This window comes from Agrobacterium tumefaciens (assembly GCF_013318015.2).
Classification (GTDB): domain Bacteria; phylum Pseudomonadota; class Alphaproteobacteria; order Rhizobiales; family Rhizobiaceae; genus Agrobacterium; species Agrobacterium tumefaciens.
The window spans coordinates 1,673,207-1,699,569 of record NZ_CP115841.1; the positions used below are offsets into that span (position 1 = coordinate 1,673,207).

General features: G+C 59.4%; 21 protein-coding genes and 1 other RNA gene. 1 reads left to right on the forward strand and 21 read right to left on the reverse strand.

The window, feature by feature from the left end; genetic code table 11:
* Positions 1-216 precede the first annotated feature (216 nt).
* The 4 genes from ftsZ to G6L97_RS08430 all read right to left on the reverse strand — a co-directional run bounded on the left by ftsZ (position 217) and on the right by G6L97_RS08430 (position 5,229).
* On the reverse strand, positions 217-1,962 hold the full coding sequence (gene ftsZ / locus G6L97_RS08415) for a cell division protein FtsZ (RefSeq protein ID WP_065659193.1): 1,746 nt from the start codon (positions 1,960-1,962) through the stop codon (positions 217-219).
* A gap of 92 nt (positions 1,963-2,054) precedes the next feature.
* Positions 2,055-3,386, reverse strand: a complete 1,332-nt coding sequence (gene ftsA, locus G6L97_RS08420; protein ID WP_003513208.1) for a cell division protein FtsA — start codon at positions 3,384-3,386, stop codon at positions 2,055-2,057.
* Positions 3,383-4,315 (reverse strand): cell division protein FtsQ/DivIB, encoded by a 933-nt coding sequence (locus G6L97_RS08425; protein WP_003513210.1) that lies wholly within the window; start codon positions 4,313-4,315, stop codon positions 3,383-3,385. Before G6L97_RS08425 ends, ftsA begins: the two co-directional genes overlap by 4 nt.
* A complete protein-coding gene (locus tag G6L97_RS08430; protein WP_003513211.1) occupies positions 4,303-5,229 on the reverse strand; it encodes a D-alanine--D-alanine ligase in 927 nt (308 codons plus the stop codon). Before G6L97_RS08430 ends, G6L97_RS08425 begins: the two co-directional genes overlap by 13 nt.
* Positions 5,230-5,771: 542 nt before the next feature.
* Between G6L97_RS08430 and G6L97_RS08435 the strand changes: the two genes are divergently transcribed.
* The gene (locus tag G6L97_RS08435) at positions 5,772-7,076 is read left to right on the forward strand and encodes an MFS transporter (protein ID WP_003513212.1); all 1,305 of its coding nucleotides are present in this window, start codon (positions 5,772-5,774) and stop codon (positions 7,074-7,076) included.
* A gap of 69 nt (positions 7,077-7,145) precedes the next feature.
* Here the strand turns inward: G6L97_RS08435 and G6L97_RS08440 are convergent, their stop codons facing one another.
* The 17 genes from G6L97_RS08440 to G6L97_RS08520 form a co-directional block, all read right to left on the reverse strand.
* Entirely contained in the window at positions 7,146-7,988 is an 843-nt protein-coding gene (locus G6L97_RS08440) for a GGDEF domain-containing protein (protein WP_236762578.1), read from the reverse strand.
* A gap of 200 nt (positions 7,989-8,188) precedes the next feature.
* Complete coding sequence (gene murB / locus G6L97_RS08445) at positions 8,189-9,154, reverse strand: UDP-N-acetylmuramate dehydrogenase (RefSeq protein ID WP_003513214.1); 966 nt, start codon at positions 9,152-9,154, stop codon at positions 8,189-8,191.
* Positions 9,151-10,566, reverse strand: a complete 1,416-nt coding sequence (gene murC / locus G6L97_RS08450; protein ID WP_111783559.1) for a UDP-N-acetylmuramate--L-alanine ligase — start codon at positions 10,564-10,566, stop codon at positions 9,151-9,153. The genes murB and murC overlap by 4 nt, the downstream gene beginning before the upstream one ends.
* Entirely contained in the window at positions 10,563-11,699 is a 1,137-nt protein-coding gene (murG, locus tag G6L97_RS08455) for an undecaprenyldiphospho-muramoylpentapeptide beta-N-acetylglucosaminyltransferase (RefSeq protein ID WP_111783635.1), read from the reverse strand. The genes murC and murG overlap by 4 nt, the downstream gene beginning before the upstream one ends.
* Positions 11,700-11,705: 6 nt before the next feature.
* A complete protein-coding gene (gene ftsW, locus G6L97_RS08460; protein ID WP_003513223.1) occupies positions 11,706-12,860 on the reverse strand; it encodes a putative lipid II flippase FtsW in 1,155 nt (384 codons plus the stop codon).
* Positions 12,861-12,864: 4 nt separating this feature from the next.
* Positions 12,865-14,274: a UDP-N-acetylmuramoyl-L-alanine--D-glutamate ligase gene (gene murD, locus G6L97_RS08465; protein WP_111783560.1), complete on the reverse strand. Its 1,410-nt coding sequence runs from the start codon at positions 14,272-14,274 to the stop codon at positions 12,865-12,867.
* 3 nt (positions 14,275-14,277) lie between these two features.
* Entirely contained in the window at positions 14,278-15,378 is a 1,101-nt protein-coding gene (mraY, locus tag G6L97_RS08470) for a phospho-N-acetylmuramoyl-pentapeptide-transferase (protein WP_003513226.1), read from the reverse strand.
* Positions 15,379-15,401: 23 nt separating this feature from the next.
* Positions 15,402-16,835: a UDP-N-acetylmuramoylalanyl-D-glutamyl-2,6-diaminopimelate--D-alanyl-D-alanine ligase gene (locus G6L97_RS08475; protein WP_013636512.1), complete on the reverse strand. Its 1,434-nt coding sequence runs from the start codon at positions 16,833-16,835 to the stop codon at positions 15,402-15,404.
* A complete protein-coding gene (locus tag G6L97_RS08480; protein WP_013636513.1) occupies positions 16,832-18,292 on the reverse strand; it encodes a UDP-N-acetylmuramoyl-L-alanyl-D-glutamate--2,6-diaminopimelate ligase in 1,461 nt (486 codons plus the stop codon). Before G6L97_RS08480 ends, G6L97_RS08475 begins: the two co-directional genes overlap by 4 nt.
* Positions 18,293-18,351: 59 nt before the next feature.
* Positions 18,352-20,094 carry a peptidoglycan D,D-transpeptidase FtsI family protein gene (locus tag G6L97_RS08485; protein ID WP_003513230.1) on the reverse strand — a complete coding sequence of 581 codons (1,743 nt, stop codon included), beginning with the start codon at positions 20,092-20,094 and terminating at the stop codon, positions 18,352-18,354.
* A complete protein-coding gene (ftsL, locus tag G6L97_RS08490) occupies positions 20,094-20,654 on the reverse strand; it encodes a cell division protein FtsL (protein WP_003513232.1) in 561 nt (186 codons plus the stop codon). Before ftsL ends, G6L97_RS08485 begins: the two co-directional genes overlap by 1 nt.
* 1 nt (position 20,655) lies before the next feature.
* Complete coding sequence (gene rsmH / locus G6L97_RS08495; RefSeq protein ID WP_111783561.1) at positions 20,656-21,681, reverse strand: 16S rRNA (cytosine(1402)-N(4))-methyltransferase RsmH; 1,026 nt, start codon at positions 21,679-21,681, stop codon at positions 20,656-20,658.
* A gap of 14 nt (positions 21,682-21,695) precedes the next feature.
* Positions 21,696-22,136, reverse strand: a complete 441-nt coding sequence (gene mraZ / locus G6L97_RS08500; protein WP_003513235.1) for a division/cell wall cluster transcriptional repressor MraZ — start codon at positions 22,134-22,136, stop codon at positions 21,696-21,698.
* A gap of 399 nt (positions 22,137-22,535) precedes the next feature.
* Positions 22,536-22,941: RNase P RNA component class A (gene rnpB / locus G6L97_RS08505), an RNA gene on the reverse strand.
* Positions 22,942-22,997: 56 nt separating this feature from the next.
* Entirely contained in the window at positions 22,998-24,188 is a 1,191-nt protein-coding gene (locus G6L97_RS08510) for an FAD-dependent oxidoreductase (RefSeq protein ID WP_111783562.1), read from the reverse strand.
* A gap of 66 nt (positions 24,189-24,254) precedes the next feature.
* On the reverse strand, positions 24,255-25,442 hold the full coding sequence (locus G6L97_RS08515; protein WP_111788410.1) for an NAD(P)/FAD-dependent oxidoreductase: 1,188 nt from the start codon (positions 25,440-25,442) through the stop codon (positions 24,255-24,257).
* Between the two features lie 186 nt (positions 25,443-25,628).
* On the reverse strand, positions 25,629-26,168 hold the full coding sequence (locus G6L97_RS08520; protein ID WP_003513258.1) for a lytic transglycosylase domain-containing protein: 540 nt from the start codon (positions 26,166-26,168) through the stop codon (positions 25,629-25,631).
* Positions 26,169-26,363 lie beyond the last annotated feature (195 nt).

The following is a 26,363-nucleotide window of genomic DNA, read 5'->3' on the forward strand; positions in this document are numbered from 1 at the left end:
TCAAGCCGGTTTCAACAACCGGCGAGGTCAATGTTTTCCCTTACCCAGCCTCATACATACGCACATGAAAGTGCCAGGACAAATCACTGTTCGTTTCGGATTGTTACACGCACAAGCCATTGAAAAGATGAATTAATTTACTGTTAATAACGCACAATAAAACAAAACGCCCGGGTCGTGTGACCCGGGCGTTTGGAGAGGCGAACGGAATCGCTGTTAGTTGGACTGGCGACGCAGGAACGCCGGAATTTCCAGCTGGTCGTCGTCATGGTGGCTTGCCGAAGAAGGCGTCGCACGACCGTGATCGTCAAGCTGGCCACGACGCGGAGCGTAGAGGCTGGCTTCCGGCGAAAGTGCGCGGCGCTGCTGCGGCGCCATGCTCGGCGCATCCATCATTTCGGAAGGAACTTCTTCCTCTTCGCGTCGGCCAAGCGAGTTGGTGATGCGCTTCAGAAGACCCATCGGGCCACGCTCTTCCTGGGCTGCAGGAGCTGCGTGGGCACGGTGATCCATCTCGGCCTTCACGACCGGCGGAAAGTCTTCAACCTTCGGCATGCGGACAGGCTCGGGCTGGCGGGCAACAGGAGCCTGCTCCTGATAGACCGGAGCCTGCGGCTGCTGCAGACGCGGAGCGGCAACCTGTTCCGGCGCGTGATAGACCGGTGCCGGGGCAACAGGTGCCGGAGCAGCCTGCTGAACCGGCTGTGCCGGACGGAGAGCTGCCGGTGCTTCAGCCGGAGCGGATGCAAACAGCTTGCTCTGCGGACGGAAATCCTGAGAGGGCTGCTGGTGTGCTGCGAAACCAAGTTCACGTTCCATTTCGGCTTCCGCCGAACGGATGGTCTGGGCGATCTGGTCTACGGTCTTTGGTGCCTGCGATACTGCTTGTGCAGGCTGAACTGCGGCCGGAGCGGGAGCAACGGCCGCGGAAGGACGGATAAGCGGCTTGGCGGCTGCGGCGCGCATATCGGCAATGTTCTGTTCGCCAACGCCTGCAACGCGGTCGATGCCGGTCGCGACGACGGAGACGCGGATGAGACCTTCAAGTGCCTCGTCGAAGGTTGCGCCGAGGATGATGTTGGCATCCGGATCGACTTCTTCGCGAATACGGGTAGCCGCTTCGTCGACTTCGAACAGGGTAAGATCGCGACCGCCGGTGATGGAGATCAGGAGGCCCTGTGCGCCCTTCATCGAGGTTTCGTCGAGCAGCGGGTTGGCGATTGCCGCTTCCGCAGCCTGCATCGCACGGCCCGGACCGGAAGCTTCGCCAGTACCCATCATTGCGCGGCCCATTTCACGCATGACCGAGCGAACGTCAGCGAAGTCGAGGTTGATGAGACCTTCCTTCACCATCAGATCGGTAATGCAGGCAACGCCGGAATAGAGAACCTGGTCAGCCATGGCGAAGGCATCGGCAAAGGTCGTCTTGTCGTTGGCAATGCGGAAGAGGTTCTGGTTCGGAATGACGATCAGCGTATCGACGGACTTCTGCAGTTCCTCGATGCCCTGTTCGGCAAGACGCATGCGGCGACCGCCTTCGAAATGGAAAGGCTTGGTAACGACGCCGACCGTCAGGATACCCTTGTTGCGGGCAGCCTGTGCGACGACAGGTGCAGCACCCGTGCCGGTACCACCACCCATGCCGGCAGTGACGAAGCACATGTGGGTGCCGTTCAGGTGATCGATGATCTCATCGATGCATTCTTCAGCGGCGGCGCGTCCGACTTCCGGCTGGGAACCGGCACCGAGACCCTCGGTGACGTTGACGCCGAGCTGGATGACCCGGTCTGCCTTCGTCATGGTCAGAGCCTGCGCATCCGTGTTGGCGACGACGAAATCGACACCCTGGAGGCCAGCCGTGATCATGTTGTTGACAGCGTTACCGCCACCGCCGCCCACACCGAAAACAGTGATGCGTGGCTTCAGCTCGGTGATATCAGGCTTTTGCAGCTGTATCGTCATTTTACCATTCCTTCTTTCTCTGGCCGCATCGCCCCGCTGGCCGATTCTTGAAAACTCAACTTGGAAACCTCAGGCTCACGCCACGAGGCCACTCAGAAACTCTCTTTCAGCCATTGCCCTACCCGGGCTATCCGGCCGCTACCCGTACCAAACGGCGAGAACATTCCGCCTTGCGCCGCATGAATTTCGATGTCCGCCACCTGCGGATAGATCATCAGTCCGCATGCGGTTGAAAATGCCGGTCCCTTTGCCGCAACCGGAAGACCCGCAACCCCCATGGGGCGGCCGATACGAACGTTGCGGGCAAGAATGCGCCGTGCCGTTTCCGGCAGCCCCGTCAGCTGGCTCGCGCCGCCCGTCAGGACAACACGTTTGCCGACGATGGGGCTGAAGCCGGACTTCTGGATACGATCACGGATCAATTCCAGCGTCTCTTCGATACGCGCCCGCACGATGCGGGTAACAAGTGCCCTTGAAACTTGCGATGGTTGATCGCGATCATCTTCGCCAATCGGCGGGATCGAAATCATGTCGCGCTCATCCGCGCCATTCAGCAAAGCCGAACCATGCACCACCTTCAGTCTCTCCGCATCTTCGATTCGTGTCGAGAGGCCTCGTGCAAGATCTGTCGTAACGTGATGGCCGCCAAGGCCGATCGCGTCGGTATGAATGAGACGGCCTTCGGCGAAAACCGAGATCGTCGTGGTGCCGCCGCCCATGTCGATGGCGGCACAGCCAAGCTCGACCTCGTCATCGACCAGTGCCGCAAGACCGCTGGCATAGGGCGTCGCCACCATGCCCTCGACCGAGAGATGCGCGCGATTGACGCAAAGCTCGAGGTTCTTCAGCGCCGTGCGTTCGACAGTCACCACATGCATGTCGACACCGAGAAGATCGCCATACATCGACAGCGGATCACGAATGCCGCGCTCGCCATCCAGCGAATAGCCTGTTGGTAGCGAATGCAGGATCGCCCGGTCCTGACGCATGGACTGCTGGCTCGCCGCCACCAGAACCTTGCGCAGGTCGCTTGCTTCGACTTCCTGTCCGCCGAGATCGATGCTCGCGGTATAGATGTCGCTTGCCAGCCTGCCGGCGGAAACATTGACGATCAGGCTGTCGACGGTCAGGCCTGCCATGCGCTCGGCCGCATCCACCGAAAGACGGATCACGCCTTCGAGCGCGTCAAGATCGGCGATCACGCCGGATTTCACACCGCGCGAGCGCTGGTGACCAATGCCGATGATTTCCACCTTGTGGGTGCGACCCGGCAGGATTTCGCTTTCCTGGCGCGGCGTCAGCCGTCCGATCATGCAAACGACCTTGGTCGAGCCGATGTCGAGCACCGAAACGATGTGGCTGCGCTTGGAAGACAGCGGCTTCAGACGAGGCAGACCGAAATGGGAAGAACCAAAAAAGCTCATGTGTTCTTCTCCGCTTTCTTGAGTGCCTTCGTGCGTGCATCTACCGCCGTCTGGCGGCGCTCTGCTGCACCTTCGGTCAACTGGATCGTGGTGCGGTCCGTCAGACGCAGATCGACGGCAGCGACATCACGCGACAGAACCTTTTCCTCGAGATCGAGCCGTGCCAGCAATTGCAGTGCCTGCGGCAGGTTCTCTTCCGGCAGCTTGACGACGATGCCGTTGTCGAGATGCAGATCCCAGCGGCGGCCGGCAATGCGAACATAGGCGCGAACGCGGTTGCGAATTTCCGGCCAATCGGCCAGTTGCGCTACGAAACCGGCAGCACCCGTTTCCGCGTCACGTCCGACGAAAAGCGGCAGGGCGGCAAATTTATTGTCACGCAGCGGCGCGATCACGCTGCCGCTTTTTTCGATCAGCGACAGTTCCGTGCCATGCTGCCAGATGCCGAAAGCTTCACGCTCCTTCAGGCGAACCTCAACCGTCTTCGGATAGACCTTGCGGATATCGACATCTTCGACCCAGGGAAGCTGGACGAGCTTGCGGCGTGCCGCATCGATATCAAGCGCAATCAGGGAGGTGCTGCCGTCTAGGCCGAGAAGCTGGAAGACTTCGATTTCCGATGTCTGCAAATTGCCGGATACCTTCACGTCCTCAACCGCAAAACCGGCGGCCGAGGTCGTGGTCTGGGTGACGATATTCGTATGTCCGCCAAGCGACATGCCGTAAAGCCCGATCACCGCGTAAAAGGCAACAGCCGAAATCGTGCCGGTATGGGCGGGAATGTGGATGCGTCCGGTCGCAAGGCTGACACCGAAACGCACGAAACGACGCAGCGGACGCGGTAGCACCCTGCGATCGTCGGCATTTGCCGTCGCCACGAATTGCTCGCGCTTTTTTGCCGTCGACTTTTTGCCGGTCACCGCAAACACGAAGCGTCCTCCACCATCCAGCTGACAAGGTTACCAAAGGAGCGGCCAGCATGGGCCGCCATTTCCGGCACCAGGGAGGTCGGCGTCATGCCCGGCTGCGTATTCACTTCAAGCCAGATAACTTCGCCATCTTCTGAGAAGCGGTCGTCGTAACGAAAGTCTGAACGGCTTACGCCACGGCACCCGATCGCCCGATGCGCCATAACCGCCAGTGTTTGAATTTTTTGGTAAATTTTTGGTGAAATTTCTGCCGGAATGACATGCTTTGAGCCACCGGCTGCGTATTTAGCGTCATAATCATAGAAATTGTGACCCAGCGGCACCACTTCCGTCACACCTAGCGCCTCGCCGTCGAGCACGCCGCAGGTCAGTTCGCGACCATGGATGTAACGCTCGACCATGACGTGATCGCCGTAACGCCATTCGGACGAGGTAAGGATTTGCGGCGGATGCGACTGGTCTTCCTTGACGATCACCACACCGAAGCTCGAGCCTTCGCGCACCGGCTTCACGACGTAGGGCGGCGCAAGCGGATGTTCGCTGGTGAATTCGAACCGGTTCATGACGCGTTCGTCAGCCACCGGAATGCCAGCAGCCGCAGCCACTTTCTTGGCCTGCGCCTTGTCCATGGCAAGTGCAGAAGCGAGCACGCCGGAATGGGTATAGGGAATGGCGAGATATTCGAGAATGCCCTGAATGGTGCCGTCTTCGCCGAAGGGGCCATGCAGCGCATTGAAGGCGACATCCGGGCGCAGCTCGCCGAGTACGGCGGCGATATCGCGCCCCACATCGACCCGGGTGACCTTGTACCCCTCGCCCTCAAGGGCGAGCGCGCAAGCGTTCCCGGACGAGAGGCTGACCGGCCGCTCCGACGAAAACCCACCCAAAAGAACAGCTACGTGCTTGCCGCCCATCGATACCTCTGACACCAAATCTCCGCTACGAACCGCACCGGAACCAACCGAATTTGACGAACGGTGATTCTGGCACATGATCCTTGAGATCAGTTAAACGCCATTAAGGTTAATGAATCGTTTACTTTCGTTAACCGCCGCGCCCAACATGCCAGTTCCATTAAAGAATCAGCATCGATCCGAATTACCTCCTTGGAATCAGAGAGTTGGACGGATTGCAACATGCAGGTTTTCAATGATCGGAAATACAACGAGGGTGCCGCACACTTCTATCCCTGATAAAGACAAGGCGAAAACGTTAACGGATGACGCTTTTCCCCAGCGAAAATTATCTGACGTTTCAGCATTTTAAATCCGTCGCCTGAATCAGTCTCTCAATCTTGAGACTGCGTCCTCGCACACGCTGCGGTCCCTGTCGTACCAGCCGATCACATTGTCCGCATTATTTCTTTTTTAGCATTCCAAAAGAACAAAAATTGCGTTAACGCAGTCAATGCCTCCCAAGGCATGACATGCAATCATCCAAAAATGGGACCAAAACCATGACTGACGCGATATCTCCGGTATCGCCGACAGCTGGCAATTCGAACGTTGTAAAGACAAATTCGCCTGCACGAGTTCTCACTGCCAGCCTGGTCGGCACGACCATCGAGTTTTTCGATTTTTACGTTTACGCCACGGCCGCAGTGCTCGTGTTTCCGACATTGTTCTTCCCGAACAATGATCCGATGACGGCACTTCTGGCATCCTTCGCCACCTTCTCCATCGCCTTTTTCGCCCGCCCGCTCGGCGCCGTCGTTTTCGGCCATTATGGTGACCGCGTCGGCCGTAAAGCTACGCTTGTCGCCGCTCTGCTGACCATGGGCGTATCGACGGTCGTGATCGGCCTTCTGCCGTCCTATGAGACAGCCGGTGTTCTGGCACCTCTGTTGCTGGCGCTTTGCCGCTTCGGTCAGGGCTTCGGTCTTGGCGGAGAATGGGGCGGCGCGGTCCTGCTGGCCACGGAAAACGCTCCTCCCGGCAAGCGCAGCTGGTACGGGATGTTTCCGCAGCTCGGCGCGCCCGTCGGTCTGTTCCTCTCCTCCGGCGTCTTCTGGATCTTGCTGCACTTCATGTCGCAGGAAGCGCTTCTGAGCTGGGGCTGGCGCATTCCCTTCGTCGCTTCAATCATCCTGATCGCGGTTGGCATGTGGGTTCGTCTGTCGATCACCGAAACGCCTGCGTTCCAGAAGGCAATCGAAAAGGAAGAACGTGTTGCCGTGCCGGTCGTGGAACTGTTCCGCAACCACAAGCGCAGCCTCGCGCTCGGCACTTTCGTGGCGCTGGCTACCTTCGTGCTGTTCTATATCGGTACCGCCTATCTGCTGTCCTACAACGTCAAGGTTCTGAAAATCCCGTTCCTCGACGCACTTGAAGTGCAGATCATGGGCTCCATCGTTTTCGGCATCTTCATCCCGATCGCCGGCAAGCTCGCTGAGCGCTTCGGCCGTCGCGAAATCCTGATCCTGACGACGGTGCTGATCGGCCTGTTCTCGTTCCTGCTGCCTACCCTGATGACAGGCGGCGAAGGTTCGATCTTCATCTTCGCGGCTCTTGCGATGACGCTGATGGGCATGACCTACGGCCTGATCGGAACGGCGCTTGCCGCCCCCTTCCCGACAAGGGTGCGCTACACCGGCTCGTCCATCACCTTCAACATGGCAGGCATCTTCGGCGCATCGCTGGCACCCTACATCGCCACATGGCTGCAGGTGAATTACGGCATGGGATATGTCGGATATTACCTCTGCGTATCCGCCCTCATCACGCTCGCCTGCATTCTTCTGTCCCGCAAGGATGAAGTCTGAGCGACAGGCCACTAAAAGATCGAGGCCGCGAAATCACCTTTCGCGGCCTTTTTTCGTCTGTGATGATCCTCAAGCGATAATTTGACGGCCACCTTTCGCGCCCGACGAACAGATGCGATTACGCCCGCCACGTTTCGCCTCGTAGAGCGCCATATCCGCATTGTGCATGACCTTCTCGAAAATCTCCCTGTTCCCGCGCAAGGCCACACCTATCGAGATGGTGGTACTGATCTGCAAATCCTGAAAATGAACCGTTGTCGTCGCGATCTTCTCACGGACGCCTTCGCACTGTTCCAGGAACCGGTCCGGGGCAAGGGTGTGGACGACGACAAACTCTTCACCGCCCATCCGCGCCACATGAGCGGCTTCATCGAAACCTTCCCGAATTGTCTTGGCGACACTGGAGATAACCATGTCACCAGCCAAATGGCCGTAGCTGTCATTCACGGACTTAAAATGATCAATGTCGATAAATGCGACGCAATACGGCGTGCTCAGGTGAACGCAATTCGAATAAAGACCTAGCCGGTTGTGAAGACCTGTCAGAGCATCAGTCTGGCTGAGCTGGGCAAAACGCTCGTGTGACTGGATCAGTAACTGCATCTGCCTCGCATTGAGCCAGCAAATTAAAAAACCGACGGTGAAAGAGATTGTCGTACTAAGGACCAGGCCGATTGTGAGCCCATTGCTCAAGTCCGAGACCAGGTCCAACTGCGCCATCGTCAGGATCGCAACGACACAGATAACGGCGGCTATGGAAGCGATCAGGCAAGCCAATCGAAATGATGACTGTACCGGGTCAAGCCGACGCCATCCATCCGGTGTCGCCACGGTGAATGTCGTTATCGCGACGAGTTCGCTTAAAAAACGTGAGAAGTGTCCGCTTACGCGATCGGCAATGAAAATGCTCATAAATATCACCCAAGCAGTAGAGTGGCGCAACGCTGCCTCTCCCGTAATCTAAATACTGCTTATAGATAAAAACTATTGATCGACCGTTACCCTTCGCCAAGGATGATATGAAACAAAAACTCCTGGCCGCTTGGTGCTGCCAGGAGAGATATGAAACGGCTAACGCAGTTGCTCATGGCAATCGCGAGGCATCGCAATTTTCAGGCGCCGAGGAAGGGCTCCACTTCGCGACCCGGCATGAATAGCCCAAGCCGTTTGATTTCCCACTCCAGCCGAATGCCCGACTTCTCGAACACGCGCTTGCGAATGGTCTCGCCCAGATATTCCAGATCGTAACCGGTCGCATGGCCAGTATTGATCATGAAATTGCAATGCAGCGATGACATCTGCGCACCGCCGATGACCAGACCGCGACCGCCCGCTTCGTCGATCAGCTCCCAGGCGGAATGACCTTCGGGGTTCTTGAAGGTCGATCCACCGGTCTGTTCACGGATCGGCTGCACGGTTTCGCGGTGGTGACGCACGGCGTCCATATCGGCGCGGATCTTCGCGCGGTCTTCCGGATAACCCTCAAACAGGGCGCCGGTGAAGATAAGACCAGCATCGGCGCCGGAGTGGCGATAGCTGTAATCCATATCGGCATTGGAGAGCACATGCTGGTTGCCCTGACGGTCCACCGCATAAACCTCCACGACACGCTCACGCGTTTCACCGCCGTTGGCGCCCGCATTCATGCGCAGAGCGCCGCCGATGGAGCCGGGAATACCGTAATAGAAATGGAAACCGCCAATGCCATTATCCATGGCCATCGCGGCAATATGCTTGTCCGGGCAGATCGCGCCTGCCTTGATGCGGTTTTCACCCGAAAGCTCCACCGAGCCGAAACCTTTGGCGGAAAGACGGACGACGACACCTGGAATGCCGCCATCGCGCACCAGAAGGTTCGAGCCGACACCGACCACGGTCAACGGCACGTCCTCCGGCAGGATTTTCAGGAATGTAACCAGATCGTCGGTATCGTGCGGCTGGAACATGACTTCCGCAAGACCGCCGGCTCTGAACCACGTCACGCGGTCCATGGGCGCATCCGGTGTCAGACGTCCCCGCAATTCCTTTACCCCGTCGCCGAGCCTCCCCAGCAATTTAACCCCATCGACCTGTCTCATTCAGACTTTCCTGATATGCTCTTCAATTCCGAAGGCAGCGCTGCCGCCCATTGCGTGATATTTCCGGCCCCCAAGAGAACCACGAAATCGCCCGGATTCGCAATGCCTGCAACCATTGACGCGAGATCTTCCCGTTTTTCGAGAAAACGGGCATCGCGATGGCCGGCAGCCTTGATTGCGGAGACCAGCGCTTCCGAGCTTGCGCCCTCGATCGGATCTTCGCCCGCTGCATAGACCGGAGCAAGAATAATCGTATCGGCATCGTTAAAACAATGCGCGAAATCATCGAACAGGCTGGAAAGGCGGCTGTAGCGGTGCGGCTGGTGCACGGCGATGATGCGGCCCTTGCAGGCTTCGCGCGCAGCCGCGAGCACAGCCTTGATCTCAACCGGATGGTGACCGTAATCGTCGAAGACCTGCACGCCATTGGCTTCGCCCGTCAGCGTGAAACGACGCTTGACGCCGGCAAAGGAGGCGAGGCCCTTCTTGATGTCCGCTTCCGAAATACCGAGACGATTGGCGACGGCAATCGCAGCCGTTGCGTTCGAAACATTGTGGCGACCGGGCATCGGCAGGACGAGGTCCGTGAAGGAGAATATCTTGCCGGTGCGGCGCCGGCGAATTTCCACATCGAAGATAGACCGCGTGCCATCGATGCGCACATTCGAAAACCGCACGTCGGCCTGTGGGTTCTCACCATAGGTGATGACCTTACGGTCTTCGATACGCCCAACCAGAGCCTGCACCTCGGGATGGTCGAGACACATGACGCCGAAGCCGTAGAACGGAACATTCTCCACGAATTGCCGGAAAGCAGCGCGCACGGCGTCGAAATTGCCGTAGTGGTCAAGATGTTCCGGGTCGATATTGGTGATCACGGCCACATCGGCCGGAAGCTTCAGGAATGTGCCATCGGATTCATCGGCCTCCACCACCATCCACTCGCCCTCGCCCATGCGGGCGTTGGTGCCATAGGCATTGATGATGCCGCCGTTGATCACGGTCGGGTCGAGATTGCCGGCTTCCAGCAGGGTCGCGACCATCGAGGTCGTCGTGGTCTTGCCGTGCGTGCCACCGATGGCAATGGCGTTGCGGAAACGCATGAGTTCAGCCAGCATTTCGGCACGGCGAACGATCGGCAGGTGTTTTTCCCGCGCGGCGATCAGCTCCGGATTGTTCTTCTTGATCGCGGTGGAAACGACCACGACCTCGGCATCACCGAGATTATCCGCCGTGTGGCCGACGAAGACCTCGATGCCCTTGTCGCGCAGGCGCTGCACATTGGCGCTGTCGGCCTGGTCGGAGCCCTGTACGCGATGACCGAGATTGTGAAGCACTTCGGCAATGCCGCTCATGCCGATCCCGCCTATGCCGATGAAATGGACAAGGCCTATGGCTTTCGGCATCTTCATGCCTCAACTCCTTCAATGTTCTTCTTGAATTCCTGTACGGACTTTCCGCTCGCAATCGCCTCGACCAGATCGGCCAGTACATCCGCCGCATGCGGTTTTCCTGTCGCCTTGGCCGCCGCCGCCGTTGCGGACAACCGATCCGGCTCGGACAGCGCCGAGGAGAGAAGGCCGGAGAGCTTCTGCGGCGACAGTTCCGCCTGCTTGATAACGCTTGCACCGCCGGCTGCCGAAAGCGCTGCCGCATTGGCCGCCTGATCGTGATCCAGCGCATGCGGATAAGGCACGAGGATCGAGGGTCGGCCGATGACCGAAAGCTCCGATACCGTCGATGCACCCGAACGGCTGATGACCAGATCGGCCTCACCGATGCGCGAGGCCATGTCGCCGAAGAAAGGCGAGACATCCGCCTTCACGCCCAGCTTCTGATACGAGGAGATCACACTGTCCTTGTCTTCTGGGCGCGCCTGCTGGGTCACGACGATGCGCTTGCGCTGCTCGTCCTTCAACAGGCAGATCGCCGCCGGAACGGCGCTTGAAAAGAACTGCGCTCCCTGGCTGCCGCCAAAAACCACGAGCTGGAACGTCTCGCCGGTCTGCGAAGGCGTATAGGGTATCTCTGACGCCGCCAGCACCGCCGGGCGCACGGGATTGCCGGTCGCAACCGTCTTGTCGGAATATTGGCCGTTGGCGGGCGGCAGAAAACCGCCGGCAATCGCCTTCACACGGGCCGCCAGCGCCTTGTTGGCACGACCCATCACCGCATTCTGCTCGTGAATGATCGATGGCACGCCAAGCCCGGTCGAGGCAAGCAGCGGCGGCACGGTGGGATAACCGCCAAAGCCGACGACCGCAACCGGCTTCAGCTTCGTGATCAGCCGGCGCGCTGAACGCAGCCCTGTCCACAGCTTCCACAGCGAACGCGCCACGGAAATCGGGTTTTTCGAACCAATGGTGGCGGATGGAACGACGTGAATTTCTTCCGCCGGAAACTTTCCCGCATAACGCTCGGCACGGCTGTCGGTGACCAGATGCACCTGATAACCGCGCGCTTTCAGCGTGTGCGCCAAGGCCTCGGCTGGAAAGACATGGCCGCCGGTACCCCCGGCGGCGAGCAGAACAATACCCTTGCTCATGATCATTTACTCCGCAGGAACGCCGGAACCGACGCGGAAGAAGCTGCGCTCCTGCGCCCTCTTTTCCGGCCTGTGGCGTGTCAGCGCCAGAAGGAAGCCTGCCGTGACGCAGATCGCCATCATCGACGAACCACCATAGGAAATCAGCGGCAGCGTCATGCCCTTGGCGGGCATAAGCTCCAGATTAACGCCGATATTGATCATCGACTGCATGCCGATCTGCAGGACCAGACCGGCCACGGCAAAGCGGCAGAAATCGTCTTTTTCCCTGAAGGCGTGCGAGAGGCCGCGCAACACGATGAAGGCGAAGATCGCCACAAGGAACATGCAGAAAACAATGCCGAATTCTTCCGCCGCCACCGAGAAGATGAAGTCGGTATGGCTGTCGGGAATGATACGCTTGACGATACCCTCACCGGGGCCGCGACCGAACCAGTCGCCACGAATGATCGCCTCGCGCGCCGTATCCACCTGGAAGGTATCACCCTCACCGGTCCAGAAACGGTCGATACGGCCGGCGACGTGCGGCAGGAGCAGATAGGCGGAGACGATGCCAAGAACGCCGAGGCCGCCGAGCACGATGATCCAGAACCACGGAACACCGGCCATGAAGAACATGCCGCCCCACACCACCGATGTCAGGATGGTCTGGCCAAAGTCGGGCTGGGCGATCAGAAGTGCCGCCACGATACCGAAGGTGATGATAGCGAAGAGGTTGCCGGGAATTTCGGGGTGACGCGCGCGTTCGGCAAACAGCCAGGCGCAGACAATGACGAAGGCGGGCTTCATGAATTCCGATGGCTGGATCGAGAAGCTGCCGATGGAAATCCAGCGCCGTGCGCCCTTGACCTCGATACCGAAGAACAGCGCGAAAATCATCATCAGCAGCGACGCGATCAGCATCATCACCGCCACGCGTCGGACCTGACGCGGCGACAGGAAGGAAAGACCGATCATGATCGCCAGCGAAGGCACCATGAACATCGCTTGACGTTCCACGAAGAAGAAGCTGTTGAGACCGATGCGTTCGGCGACCGCCGGCGATGCCGCAAATGACAGCATCAGGCCGATGCCCATCAGCGCGATGAACGCCGCCAGAAAGAAACGGTCGATGGTCCAGAACCATTCCGCGACCGGACCGCGATCAACTCGGCTTACCATGGCCTCAGCCCCCTTTTCCAGAGTGAACGAGCATCGTCATGCCATCGAGCGCCGCAACCTGCGCGACGAACGAATCACCTCTGATTTCAAAGTTCTTATATTGGTCAAAGCTTGCGCAAGCCGGGGATAACATCACGATATTGCCGGCCGTCGCATCTTTTTCCGCATCCGCCGCCGCATGCTGCACCGCCTTGTCCAGCGTGCCGGATATTTCGTAAGGCACGGCTTCGCCGAGCGTCGCTGCAAATTCCGCCGCCGCCTCGCCGATCAGATAGGCCTTGGCGATGCGCGGAAACAGGGGCGCAAGGCTGGCAATGCCGCCGGCCTTCGGCAAACCGCCCGCGATCCAATAGATGCGCTCATAGCTAGACAAGGCCGGTGCTGCGGCATCGGCATTGGTTGCCTTGCTGTCATTGACGAAAGTGACATTGCCGCGCCGACCGACCGGCTGCATGCGATGTTTTAGGCCGGGGAAGGACTTGAGACCTGCGCGAACGTCCTCTTCGGAAACGCCGACGGCAAGGCATGCGGCAATTGCAGCCGCTGCATTCTGGGCATTGTGGCTGCCGCGAAGCGTCTGGATGCCGTCGAGATCGACCAGCAGCGAGGACTTGCCCCCATGCGCCCGCAGGATGCGGCTGCCTTCGGCATAAAGACCTTCGGAAACGACATTGCGCTTGGAAATGCGCTCCACCTTCACGCCGGCACGCTCGATGCGGTCGGCGATCAGCGTGGAATAGCTGTCATCAACGCCGACAATTGCCGTGCCACTGCCGGCCACAAGCCGTTCCTTGACATCGGCATAATGCTGCATGGTGCCGTGCCGGTCGAGATGGTCGGGCGTCAGATTGAGCAGAATACCGGCCGTCGGATTGATCGTCGGCGCCAGATCGATCTGGTAGGACGAGCATTCAACGACATAGAAACGTTGCGCTTTCGGCGGATCGAGGCTCAGCACCGCAGTGCCGATATTGCCGCCGAGTTGTGTATCGCGGCCCGAAGCCTTGAGGATATGGGCAATCAGTGCGGTCGTCGTGGATTTGCCGTTCGTGCCGGTGATGGCGATGAAGGGGCAATCCGGCGCATGCGCCCGGCGCTCGCGAATGAAAAGCTCGATATCGCCGATAATCTCGACACCCGCCGCCCGGGCAAGATCGACCGACCAGTGCGGCTTCGGATGCGTTAGCGGCACGCCGGGTGCGAGCACGAAAGACGAAAAGGAATGCCAGTCTATCGTTCGAAGATCAGCCGTCGTTATCCCTTCGGCCTCAGCCTTGGCGACGCTGTCGGGATTATCGTCGAAAGCAACAACATCCGCCACGCCGGCAACCAGCGCCCGGGCCGTGACAAGGCCCGAACCGCCAAGCCCGAAAAGCGCGACCTTCTTACCTCTGAACGACGAGACCGGGATCATCGCTCACCTCAGCTTCAGCGTAGCAAGGCCGAGCAGCGCCAGCCCGACGGAAATGATCCAGAAACGGATGACCACCTGGCTTTCCGTCCAGCCTTTTTTCTCGAAATGATGGTGGATGGGCGCCATCAGAAAAACGCGCCTGCCGGTGCGCTTGAACCAGAAAACCTGGATGATGACCGAGAGCGTTTCCATCACGAACAGGCCGCCGACGATGACCATGACGATCTCGTGCTTGGTGGCGACAGCGATGGAGCCGATGAGGCCGCCGAGCGCCAGCGAACCCGTATCACCCATGAAGATGGCGGCGGGCGGCGCGTTGAACCACAGGAAGCCGAGGCCAGCCCCGACCACCGCGCCGACGATGACAGCGAGCTCACCCGTTCCGGGCACGAAGTTGATCTGCAGGTAATTGGCGAAAACCGCGTTACCGGCGAGATAAGCAATCACGCCGAAGGTGGCGGCTGCAATCATGACAGGCACGATGGCGAGACCATCGAGACCGTCGGTCAGGTTAACCGCATTGCCGGCGCCGACAATCACGAAAGCACCGAACAGCACGAAGAAATAGCCGAGATTGATCACGAGTTCCTTGAAGAACGGAAAGGCGATGGAGCTTCCGAGCGTGCCGCCATGCGGTGCGGAAGCAAGCGCCACCTTCATCATGAAGAACACGGCAATCGCGGCAATCAGGAATTCGATGCCGAGACGGGCTTTGCCGGAAAAGCCCTTGTCGCTCTGCTTCGTCACCTTGAGATAGTCGTCATAAAAGCCGATAGCCCCGAAGCCGAGCGTCACCATCAGAACGGCGACGACGTAGACGTTCGACAGGTCACCCCAGAGCAGCGAACCGCCGAGAATACCGGCAAGGATCATCAGCCCGCCCATGGTCGGCGTGCCAGCCTTCTTGAAATGCGTCTGCGGCCCGTCGGCACGGATCGGCTGGCCCTTGCCCTGGCGCACGCGCAGCGAATTGATGATCGCCGGTCCGAAAAGGAAGACGATCAACGCAGAGGTGAACATCGCCGCACCCGCCCGGAAGGTGATGTACCGGAAGAGGTTGAAGACTTGAATTTTATCCGACAGTTCGACGAGCCAGATCAGCATAATTGCCCTTTCAAAAGGCTATTTCAGACTTGGCGTTCCGTCTCGGGGAATGCCGGATACTTGTCAAGCAGCGCCGCGACAATCTTGCCGAAACCCAGCCCAAGTGACGATTTTACCATCAGCGCATCGCCCGGTTGCACCCATTGCAGGGCAAAATCGGCAAGTTCAGCTGTCGTCGGGAACCAGATGACAGTTACACTGTCCGGAAGCGCATCGCGAAGGGCGGCCATCGCCTCCCCAGCCAGCCAGACATGTTCGATACCACCGGCTAGCAGCGGTCCGGCCAGTTCCTCGTGTAGCTGGGCTGAGAATTCGCCCATCTCCAGCATGTCGCCGAGAACGGCAACGCGACGGCCATAACCCTGCGTTTCTGTTTCCGCAAGCACGGCAATCGCCGCCCGCATGGAGGCGGGGTTGGCGTTGTAGCTCTCATCGATCAGCAGGAAGGAGCCGCTTTCAATCGTCAGTCGATGGCGCTGGCCGCGCCCCTTGACTGCCTCGAGCGTTCCGAGCACCTCGAAAGCGCGGTCGAGATTGGCGCCGGTGACGGCAACAGCGCCAAGCACCGCCATGGCGTTGTCGGCAATATGCCTGCCGGGAATGTTCAGGTGCAATTCGCTCGTTTCGCCGTTCAGGATCGCCCAGATGGTCGAGCCCGTGGACGTGCTTTCGAAATCGGCCAGCCGGAAATCGGCCTTGGCATGCTGCCCGAAGGTCAGGATATGCTCGATACCCTGGTCCTGCGCCGCTTCTTCAAGTTGCTCGAACTGGGCGTTGTCACGGTTGAGGATGACGAAGCCGCCGTCCTCCAACCCTTCGAATATCTCCGCCTTGGCGCTCGCGATCTCTTCTATGTTCTTGAAATTGCCCAAATGAGCTGGCGCGATGGTGGTAATGATCGCGACATGCGGGCGTACCATCTTGACCAGCGGACGGATTTCGCCGGAGTGGTTCATACCGATTTCGAAAACGCCGAATTCAGTATCGGCGGGCATGCGCGCCAGCGTCAGCGGCACACCCCAGTGATTGTTGAAGGACGCCACCGCCGCATGAACCCGGCCCGAAGGCGCCAGAGCCTGCCGCAACATTTCCTTCGTCGTCGTCTTGCCTACAGAACCGGTGACCGCGATGATCCGCGCCGTGGTCCTTTCACGCGCCGCAATGGCGAGCTTGCCAAGCGCCGCGAGGACATCCTCCACGACGATCATGGGCACGGTCAGGCGGCCGAGGGCCGGCAGCTTGCCTTCGGCGACGACCAGCAGGCCCGCACCATTGGCGACAGCAAAACTCGTATAGTCATGGCCGTCGACCCTATCGCCCTTGATGGCGAAAAATGCTTCACCAGCCTTCACAGTCCGGCTGTCGATGGAAATGCCGGTGATACCGGTCGGCAGGTTCCCGACGGGACGCCCTGCCGTGATGGCGATCATGTCGGCGACTGTCCATAACCAATTCAAATCTTCAATCCTTCCAGCGCGGTACGCACCTGTTCATGATCGGAAAACGGCAGCGTCACGGAACCGACGATCTGCCCCTCTTCATGCCCCTTGCCCGCGACGATCAGCGTATCGCCGTTCGAAAGCAGCGACACCGCATGACGGATCGCCTCTGCCCTATCGCCAATTTCCAACGCACCCGGAGCAGCCGCCATGACTTCGGAACGGATCGTTGCAGCGTCTTCCGAGCGCGGATTGTCGTCGGTAACGATGACGATGTCGGAAAGCCGTGTCGCCACTTCGCCCATGATCGGGCGCTTGCCCTTGTCACGGTCGCCGCCGCAGCCGAAGACGGTGATGATGCGGCCGGAGGTGAAGGGCCTGACCGAGGTCAGAACATTTTCAAGCGCATCCGGCTTGTGGGCATAATCCACATAGGCAAGCGCGCCGTTCTTCGTCTGGCCCACAAGTTCCAGGCGACCGGCAGCACCGATCAGCTTTTCAAGCGCCTTCATGGCCGTTGCGGCGGAAACGCCGGTGGACATGGCAAGACCGGCGGCGACGAGAGCATTGGCTACCTGAAAATCGCCGGCCAGCGGAATGTCGACTTCGTGGATCACGCCGTCATGGTGCACTTCGATCAGCTGCTTGTGACGGAAATGCTCTACACGCTTCAGCGTCAGATAATCGCCCTTCCGGCCAACGGTGCGCACATTGAGGCCTGCATCCGCGGCGGCGCGAATGGCCTTATCCGACCAAGGGTCGTCGGCAAAAATGACGGCCGGCGCGCCTTTTTCCATCAGCGTGTCAAACAGCCGCATCTTCGCGGCCATATAGTCCTCGATGGTCGGGTGATAGTCCATGTGATCACGGCCGAGATTGGTGAAACCGGCCGCAGCGAGCTTCACGCCATCAAGGCGACGCTGGTCGAGGCCGTGGCTCGAAGCTTCCATGGCCGCATGGGTCACGCCTTCGGCAGCAAGCTCGGCGAGAAGCGCATGCAGCGTCACCGGATCCGGTGTGGTAAGCGCGCCATAATCTTCGCGGCCGGGAGCGATGACACCCGTCGTGCCGATCTGGGCGGCGGCATGGCCAGCGAAAGCCCAGATTTGCCGCACGAAGGAGGCAACGGAGGTCTTTCCCGCGGTGCCGGTAACGGCGACCATGGTTTCCGGCTGTTTTCCGTAAAAACGGGAAGCGGCGAGCGAAAGGTAGAGGCGCGGGTCAGTGACAGCGAGTACCGGCACATCGGCATCCACCGCATGCCCGGAAACGACGGCAACCGCACCCTTGGCGACCGCGTCCTTCACATAGGCCGCGCCATCCGCCTTGGTTCCCGCAACCGCCACGAACAGGCTGCCGGGCGCAGCCTTGCGGCTGTCTGCGGTAATTCCCCCGATTTCGATTGCCCCTATCTCAGACAGGAGCAATTCATTCAATTCCGGAAACGCCGTCCCGGATATATCTCGCAAATTCATCGACTGTGTCCGTCTTGTCCCCCCGGCGCGATTCGCCGGAACACCATAAGCTCTAACAATCAATAAGACACGAGCAAGGCCGAGCCATCCTTGCCGAACTTCGGCTTCACGCCCAGCACTGCCGCCGTGCGGCTGATGATATCGTGCACCATCGGCGCAGCCGAGGTGCCTGCAAGTGCCGCGCCATTGCCCTTGTCCGTCTTCGGTTCGTCGATGAAAGAGAGCACCACATATTGCGGGTCGTCCATCGGGAATGCCGAAAGGAAGGCATTGAAGTTCTTGTCATGCACATAACGGCCATTGACGACCTTGTCAGCCGTACCGGTCTTGCCGCCGACATTGAAACCGTCGACGCGCGCATTACGGCCAGAACCGTTGACACCGTTCCATTCGAACAGGAAGCGCATATCCTTGCTGGCGCCGGGCTTCAGCACCTGTTTTGCGACCTGATCCGCCTGTTCGCGCGTGCGCGGCAGGAATGTCGGCTCGATCAACTTCCCACCATTGACGAGCGCGGCACCGGCAACTGCTGTCTGCAACGGCGTTGTTGAAACGCCGTGGCCGAATGAAATGGTGATCGAGTTGATCTTCTTCCATTCGCGGGGCTGCGAAGGCAGCGCCACTTCAGGCAGTTCGGTCTGCATGCGCGTCAGAAGGCCAAGCCGCGTCAGGAATTCCTTGTGTCCTTCGGTCCCCACGGTGTCGGCGATTTTTGCCGTACCGATGTTCGACGAATACTGGAAGATTTCCGGCACCGAGAGCATGCGGCCCTTGCCGTGGAAGTCCTTGATGGTGAAGCCACCGATGCGGATCGGATAACGCGCGTCGAACATATCGCCCAGGCGGACGCGACCCGAATCGAGACCCATGGCAATGGTGAAGGATTTAAAGGTGGAGCCCATTTCGAACGTGCCGTTCGACATGCGGTTGAGCCATCCTTCCTTGGCACCTTCTGCCGGGTTGTTCGGATCATAATCCGGCACAGAGGCCATAGCGAGCACTTCGCCGGTATGCACATCCAGAACCACAGCCCCCGCGCCGATCGCCTGGAACTTGGTAATGGCCGAGGTCACGACTTCACGCACGATGGACTGGACGCGTAGATCGATGGAAAGCTTCACCGGCTCCAGCGGCTGATCGCTGGTCATGCCGAGCGCCGTCAGATCGGCCAGTCCCTGGCTGTCGACGTAACGTTCCATTCCGGCAACACCGCGATTGTCGATATTGACGTGACCGACAACATGGGCAGCTGTTGGCCCGCCAGGGTAGAAGCGGCGTTTTTCCGGGCGGAAACCGACACCGGGAATGCCGAGCGCCAGGATCTGGCTCTGCTGCTTCGGCGTCAACTGACGGCGCAGCCACTGAAAGCGCGAATTGGAGGAAAGCTTCTGATAGGTGCCGCGCTGGTCGAGATCTGGCAATACAGTGCGCAGCTTCTCGATGGCTTCGTCGATATCGACGATGCGATGCGGCTCCGCAAACAGCGACACGGTGCGGATATCAGTCGCCAGAACCTCGCCGTTACGATCAAGAAGATCGGGACGCGACGCCATCAGCCGGTCGGCAGGGGCAATGCTCGAAACCGTTTCCTGCTCTGCAAGGCCATATTGCACCAGACGGCCGCCCACGACGCCGTAAAAGGCGATGAAGCCGAAAATGATGAGACCGACGCGGCTTTTCGCCTGGGCCGCCCTCTTCTTGCGAGCGCCCTCGAAAGCAGCATGGTCAGTATGAATGCCGGTGGTGCTGGCGGAAAAGTGAGCCTTGCTCTTCAGAACCATGACGCGGGAGAGAAAAGACATCAGCGGTCCACCGATCCAGTTATGGTTTCATCCATTTCGCCATCTTCATCGCCTGCGACAGCGGCGACGGCAGGAGCCGGAGCCGCCGTGGGACGGGAAACACGCGCCCGCGGTGTTGGAACAGGAGCGCCATTGGCGGCAATCTGGCCGGCGGGCGGTGATTTCTTCTTGGCAGCTCCGCCAAGCGTAGCGCCCGGCTTGGAGCCGTTGACGGCGGCGGCGATGACATCCGCAACGCTCATGCCTTCCGGCTCGGGCGGCTGCGGCAATTGCGAGCGCAGCATCGGCAATTCCCGCGGCTGCGCCAATTGTGTCGGCAGCGTCGGCGAAAGGCCAAGCTCGTCCTGATAGGCATTCACGAGACGATGAAGGCGGTTCGGCTGCGTCAGCAGTGCCCAGTCGGCCCGCAAAAGATCGATCGTGTCTTTTTCGAGCTTGATTTCGGTCTCAAGCTTGCGGACCTGTTCCAACTTGAGATCGGTCTTGTGCTTGATCGAATAGGTCACCACCGCCGCAGCGACCATGACCCCCATCAACACGACATCGAATGTGCGCAGCATATCAGCCTCCCATCTTTTCAAGGCTGGCGAGATCGGGAAGTTCGAAAATCGAAAAATCTGCCGCCCGGGCAGGTGCCGCCGTGCGCAGGCCCGCGCGCAGCTTGGCCGAACGGGCCCGCGGATTGATCTCCGCCTCCTCGTCGCTTGCAGCGATCATCGGCTTGCCGATATTTTCGAAAATGGCGGGCTTGTCCTCCACCATCGGCAGATGGCGGGAACCCGCCGCCTTTCCGGAACGTTCGGAGAAGAATTTCTTGACGATGCGGTCTTCGAGCGAATGGAACGTGACGACAACCAGCCGGCCGCCGGGCTTCAAAGCCCGCTCGGCAGCAAACAGGGCCTGCGCCAATTCGCCGAGTTCGTCATTGACGAAAACGCGCAGCGCCTGAAACACCCGTGTTGCGGGATGGATCTTGTCTTTAGCCTTGCGCGGCGTAACGATTTCAATGAGGCCCGCCAGATCGCGCGTGGTGCGGAAGGGCTCTTCCGCCCTCTTCTTTTCAATGGCGCGGGCGATGCGGCCCGGCTGCTTTTCCTCGCCGAGAAAACCGAAGATGCGGATGAGATCGCCGACCTTGGCGCGATTGACGACATCCGCCGCCGAAACGCCGGAGCTAGACATGCGCATGTCGAGAGGACCGTTCTTTTGGAAGGAAAAACCGCGCTCGGCCTCGTCTATCTGCATGGAGGAAACGCCGATATCGAGAACCACGCCGTCAAGACCGCCTTCCGGCGCGTGCCTTGCCAGATCGGAAAATTGCGATTGAATGAGGGTAAGCCTGCCGCCATTTGCAGCAACCATGGCCTGGCCGCCGGCGATCGCGTTCGGATCGCGGTCAAGCGCGATGACATTGGCACCTTGATCGAGAATTGCCTGGGTGTAGCCACCGGCGCCGAAAGTGCCGTCGAGGATGACCTTGCCAGATGCGGGTTCGAGCGCAGCGATCACTTCGCGAAGCAGGACCGGGATGTGACGCTGAGGTCCCTCACCGGCATCAGAAGATCGCCCGCCAGAATTCGCCGCCATTCCGTGTCCCCGTCCTATGCGGGGCGTGCAGCCGAAAAACCGCGCCCCGCTCTTGCTGCCGCCTGCGCCGCCAAAAACGCCTGCGGTTGCCAAAGCTGAAAATGATCCGCTCGTCCAACGAAGGTGACATCCGTGGATATGCCGGTAAATTCCCGGACGAAATCCGTCACCATCAACCGACCTTCCTGATCGAGCTTCATGAAAACGCCGCCGCCGTGTACCAGCAGCGACATTGCGTTTGCCTCCGGCGAGAAGGCATCCATGGACGCGATCTGCCGCTCGTAGCGCTCCAGCAAATCCGGACCGCCGACACTGATTGCCGGAAACGCGAAATCCTGAAGACAATAAAGCTCCTGAATCCCACGCTGTGCCAGCACCGAACGAAACGGAGACGGAACCGAAACGCGCCCCTTGGCGTCGATCCTGTTCGTTACGTTCGATAAAAAGCGGTCCATTACTCAACTCGCCAAAACCGCATTCCGCAAAGCGAATCATCCGCCCCACAGACAACACCGGTACGCACGACACATCGCCAAGCGTCAGGGCGACATGCCCTGCAGCAGCCCGTTGCAGGCTCCTCACTCGTTTCAGCGATTGCGGGTCAAAAACACGACCCAGTGTGGTGTGCATTTGGGATACCATGGGACACTATGGGCGTCAATGGGAGAAGCCGGCACGATACCGACTCCGCATCGGAAATTCATAAGCCGTTAAGTTTAACGAATGGTTTACTTCACACCCCATGATGCTTTTTCACGGCACACGAAGGCTCGGTAAGACCACCTTTTTTCTGTTTTAAAACAATGAAATAGATATTTCCTGCCGCGGCGCTCGCCTGCGGAATGGAAAAGAAATTCGCCAGTTGGCCTGTAAGCCGGGTTCTGTATGGCTCCGGTTTGACCCGGAACGTGGCAGCCATTCATCTGGGACGGCATTTGCATGCCGCCTCTCGCAACCCACCCGGATGACGTGCCCGGAAACCGGCTGTAGACGAAGGCTTTCGCCCGCGCCCCGTGTCATCCCTATTCGGTCTTGCTCCCGGTGGGGTTTACCTTGCCACCACTGTCACCAGCGGCGCGGTGGGCTCTTACCCCACCCTTTCACCCTTACCATGCCAGGCATGGCGGTTTGCTCTCTGTGGCACTTTCCCTGGGGTCGCCCCCGCCGGACGTTATCCGGCACCGTATTTCCGTGGAGCCCGGACTTTCCTCACCTTACCGTCTTTCGACATTGGTAAAGCGCGGCTGCCCAGCCAACTGGCATGGCGTCAATACCCATGTTCTTTGGCGAAAGCCACCGAAAAGCGTAACGGAAGATCAAAGAAATGCAGGCTTGAAATCCGTTGCATAGGCGTCGTTGCCAATTTTTCCATCCCGCAGCAACAGGGCGCCTAACCGCCCGATCTCGTCGGAACTCTTGGCCGCCGTACCGTTGCCGCCAGTCAGAACCGCAATGCGCGGTGACGTCGTAAAGCCGATGGCCGGATAACCGCCCGGCGTTTTGGACACCACGCAGGCGGCCATGGAAATGCGCGACCGGTCGATGGATGGCACCAAGGTCCCGACGATGGCGGAGAGATGGTCGCGAACGCTTTCGCGCCCGCCGGAACGGAACCATGCGCGGATTTCGGGATCGCTATCGAGCTTCTTATCATCGGGATCGCCGCCGATTTTCAGATAGAACCTGCCATCGGGATAACGGACGGGCGGCAGGAGATAGATATGTTTCGTCGTGTCGCGCGGCTCGTAAATCAGCGACGGCATGCCCGCATATTGTCCCAGCTCCGCCTCGTCTACCTCGAAGAAGGCGACGGTGCGCGCATAGACATTGAGAGCGACGGGCTGCGGCAACAAATCCTTCGTGATCGAGAAGCCACCCGCAGCGACCAGCACCCGGTCTGCCGTATAAACCGCGCCCGAGGCCGTCTCGACGCGTGCACGGCCAGCCTCTTCCCGCGTCGAGACAACTATATCGTCGATGAGCGTAACGCCGGCTTTGTCTGCCAGAACGCTCTGCGCCTTCACCAGCGCGCGCGGATTGACGTAACCGGCATTGTCCTTTTCGAACACGCCCTCGCAGCCCGGCTCGAAGGAGAAATAGGGAAAGGCGCTTTTCAGACCTGCGTCGTCAAGCATTTCCGTGGAAACCCGCAGACGCGCCGCTGCCTCACAGACGTTGTCGACAAAGGGATTGTCGCCACCGCGTTCAGGCCCAACCATCAGACAGCCGACGGGAGCGTAAAATTCCACGCCGCTCCTTGCCGCGATGTCGGTGTAGCGCGCGATCGAGCGGTTGGCGAGTAGCGCCCAGTCCGCATCGCCATCAATGGTGCGGGTAATGCGCGCCTCATCATAATGGCTGGCGAAAACACCCGGATGTGACTTGATGTCGGCAGGTTCACCGGGGCCGATCAGGGCCACACCTTCGGTGGTTTCCGCCAGATGGCGGGCGGCGGCAGCACCCATCATGCCACGACCGACAACGATATATTTGAAATGTCCCGACATGCCGCCGTCTTCGCCTCAACCCGCTCTAGTACAGCTGCGATTTTGTAGCCGCTTCGCTGCTGAATGTCAGATAAAAACCGGCGACATTTCGGCGGCAAAATCACTCTCGGTCAGCTGGCCATGCAGAAGCAGCACCGCGCCTAGCCGCCCGATTTCGTCGGAAGACTTGGCGGAAACGAAATTGCCACCGGTCAGAACCGCGATATTGGAAGATTGCGTATAGCCGATATATGGATAACCGCTACGAGTAATGGATGCGACGCAGGAACCAGAGGTCACGGGGCAGCCCGCAAGTTCCGGCATGAGCGATAGCGCCCGTTTCGTCAGGAATTCCACTTCGCCCGGCGTGCCGTCGGAATGAAACCAGCCGACTGCTTCGGCCAGCGTTTCCAGCCTGCCCTTTTCGCTCTCACCGCCGATCTTCAGATAGACCTTGCCGTCGGGGTAACGCACAGGGGGCAGAATATAGACGATATCGTCCTCGGTCTCCGCCAGCACGATGGTCGAGGGCATGGAGCCGAAGAGGGCCTGCCTTGCTTCGTCCAGTTCGAAAAACACGATGGTGCGGCCCGTTGCCGCCATATCGACCGGGGAAGGCAGAAGATCAGCCATGTTGGTGAAACCGCCAGCCGCCACTATGACCTTTTCGGCCGTGTGTACGGCCCCTTCCCTGGTGGAAACTTCCACACCTTGGGAGGTATCGCGAACATGCGCCGCCGTCTCGCGGATCAGTCGCGCGCCCTGCGCAGCAGCAATCTTGCATTGCGCCCTCACAAGCGCACGCGGATTGACGTGGCCGGCATTGTGCGCCTCGAAGTAACCGTCGTGATCCGACGGCAGGGAAAACATCGGGAACCGGCCAGCCAGCGCATCGCTGCCAATCGTTTCCACGCCTAGACCGAGACGGTCGGTCGAGACCAAGGCTCGCGAAACGTAGTCTCCGGCAAGCCCCTTACCGTTTCCCGTAAACAGGCAGCCCGCTTCGGTGAAGAAACGGATGCCGCTTTTTGCTTCGATCTCGGCATAGCGCCGGATGGAGCGTTGCGCCAGCTCCGCCCATACGGGATCGCCATCGAAACCACGGGTGATGCGCGCCTCGTCATAGTGACTTGAAAACACACCGTTATGGGTCTTGCGATCGGCGGGTTCATCCGGCCCGATCAGCGCCACGCCATCCGTTTGCGCCGAAAGGTGTCTCGCTGCCGCCGCACCCATCATTCCGGCACCGACCACGATATATTTGAAATCCGGCATGTCATGCTCCGCATCAGGTTTGCTCCTGACTACAGCATGAACGCATAAACCGGAATCGATTTTCGTGACGTCCGAAACATGCCGCGCAAGAGCGTGCAGCGGTTTTGCAATAACGAGATGCGTTAAAACAAGGACCTAAAGCTTATGGCCAATCTGAAACATCACGACACGCTTGAGCAAAAGACCTCAGCTGGCCAGAAGCGCCTGGACCTTGCCGCAATAACGCTTGGACACCGGGTTCATGCGGGTGGCGCCGTGGCCGGCATTGTAACGCAGGATCGTGCTGCAAACCTCACCGCCGCCAAGCTGGTGTGCGGTTGCCAGATATTGCATGCCCCAGCGAATATTGGTCTCGGGGTCGAAGAGGGCTTTGGTCGTGCCGCGAAAGCCCATCATGCGCGCCGTTGCCGGCTTGATCTGCATCAGCCCGACCTCGCCTGCGCTGCCGCGAGCCCTAGGGTTGAACTTGCTTTCTACAGAAACGACGGCATGGGCCAGATTGGTGGGGACGCCGTAACGCTTGGCATATTTGACGATCAGATCGGAATAGTCGTTCTTGAGCGACGAAGGCAGGCTCTTTTCGGGAACGGGATAACCGGGCGTACGGAAGAAGGTCCCCAGCGTCACGGTTTTGGTCTTGACGTCCTCGTCTTTGGCAAAAGCAATCCCCGCCTGCGAAACGAGCATAGCAACGCCCGCTGCGACAGCAACAAAAACTCTGTTCATCTGTTGAAATAGTCTCCAGATCGGATAACCGGAACAATGAAACGATAAAAACGTCCAGCGCGCGGAAAGTCGATTACGACCTTCTACCGTCCAGTCTCCTTGATTGATATTGACGGCAAGCTCCCCTGAAGAACAGCACCGCGTCCACTGCGGCTCTTAGACTTCCTCAATGCGGATTAACTGTGGCACAACAAA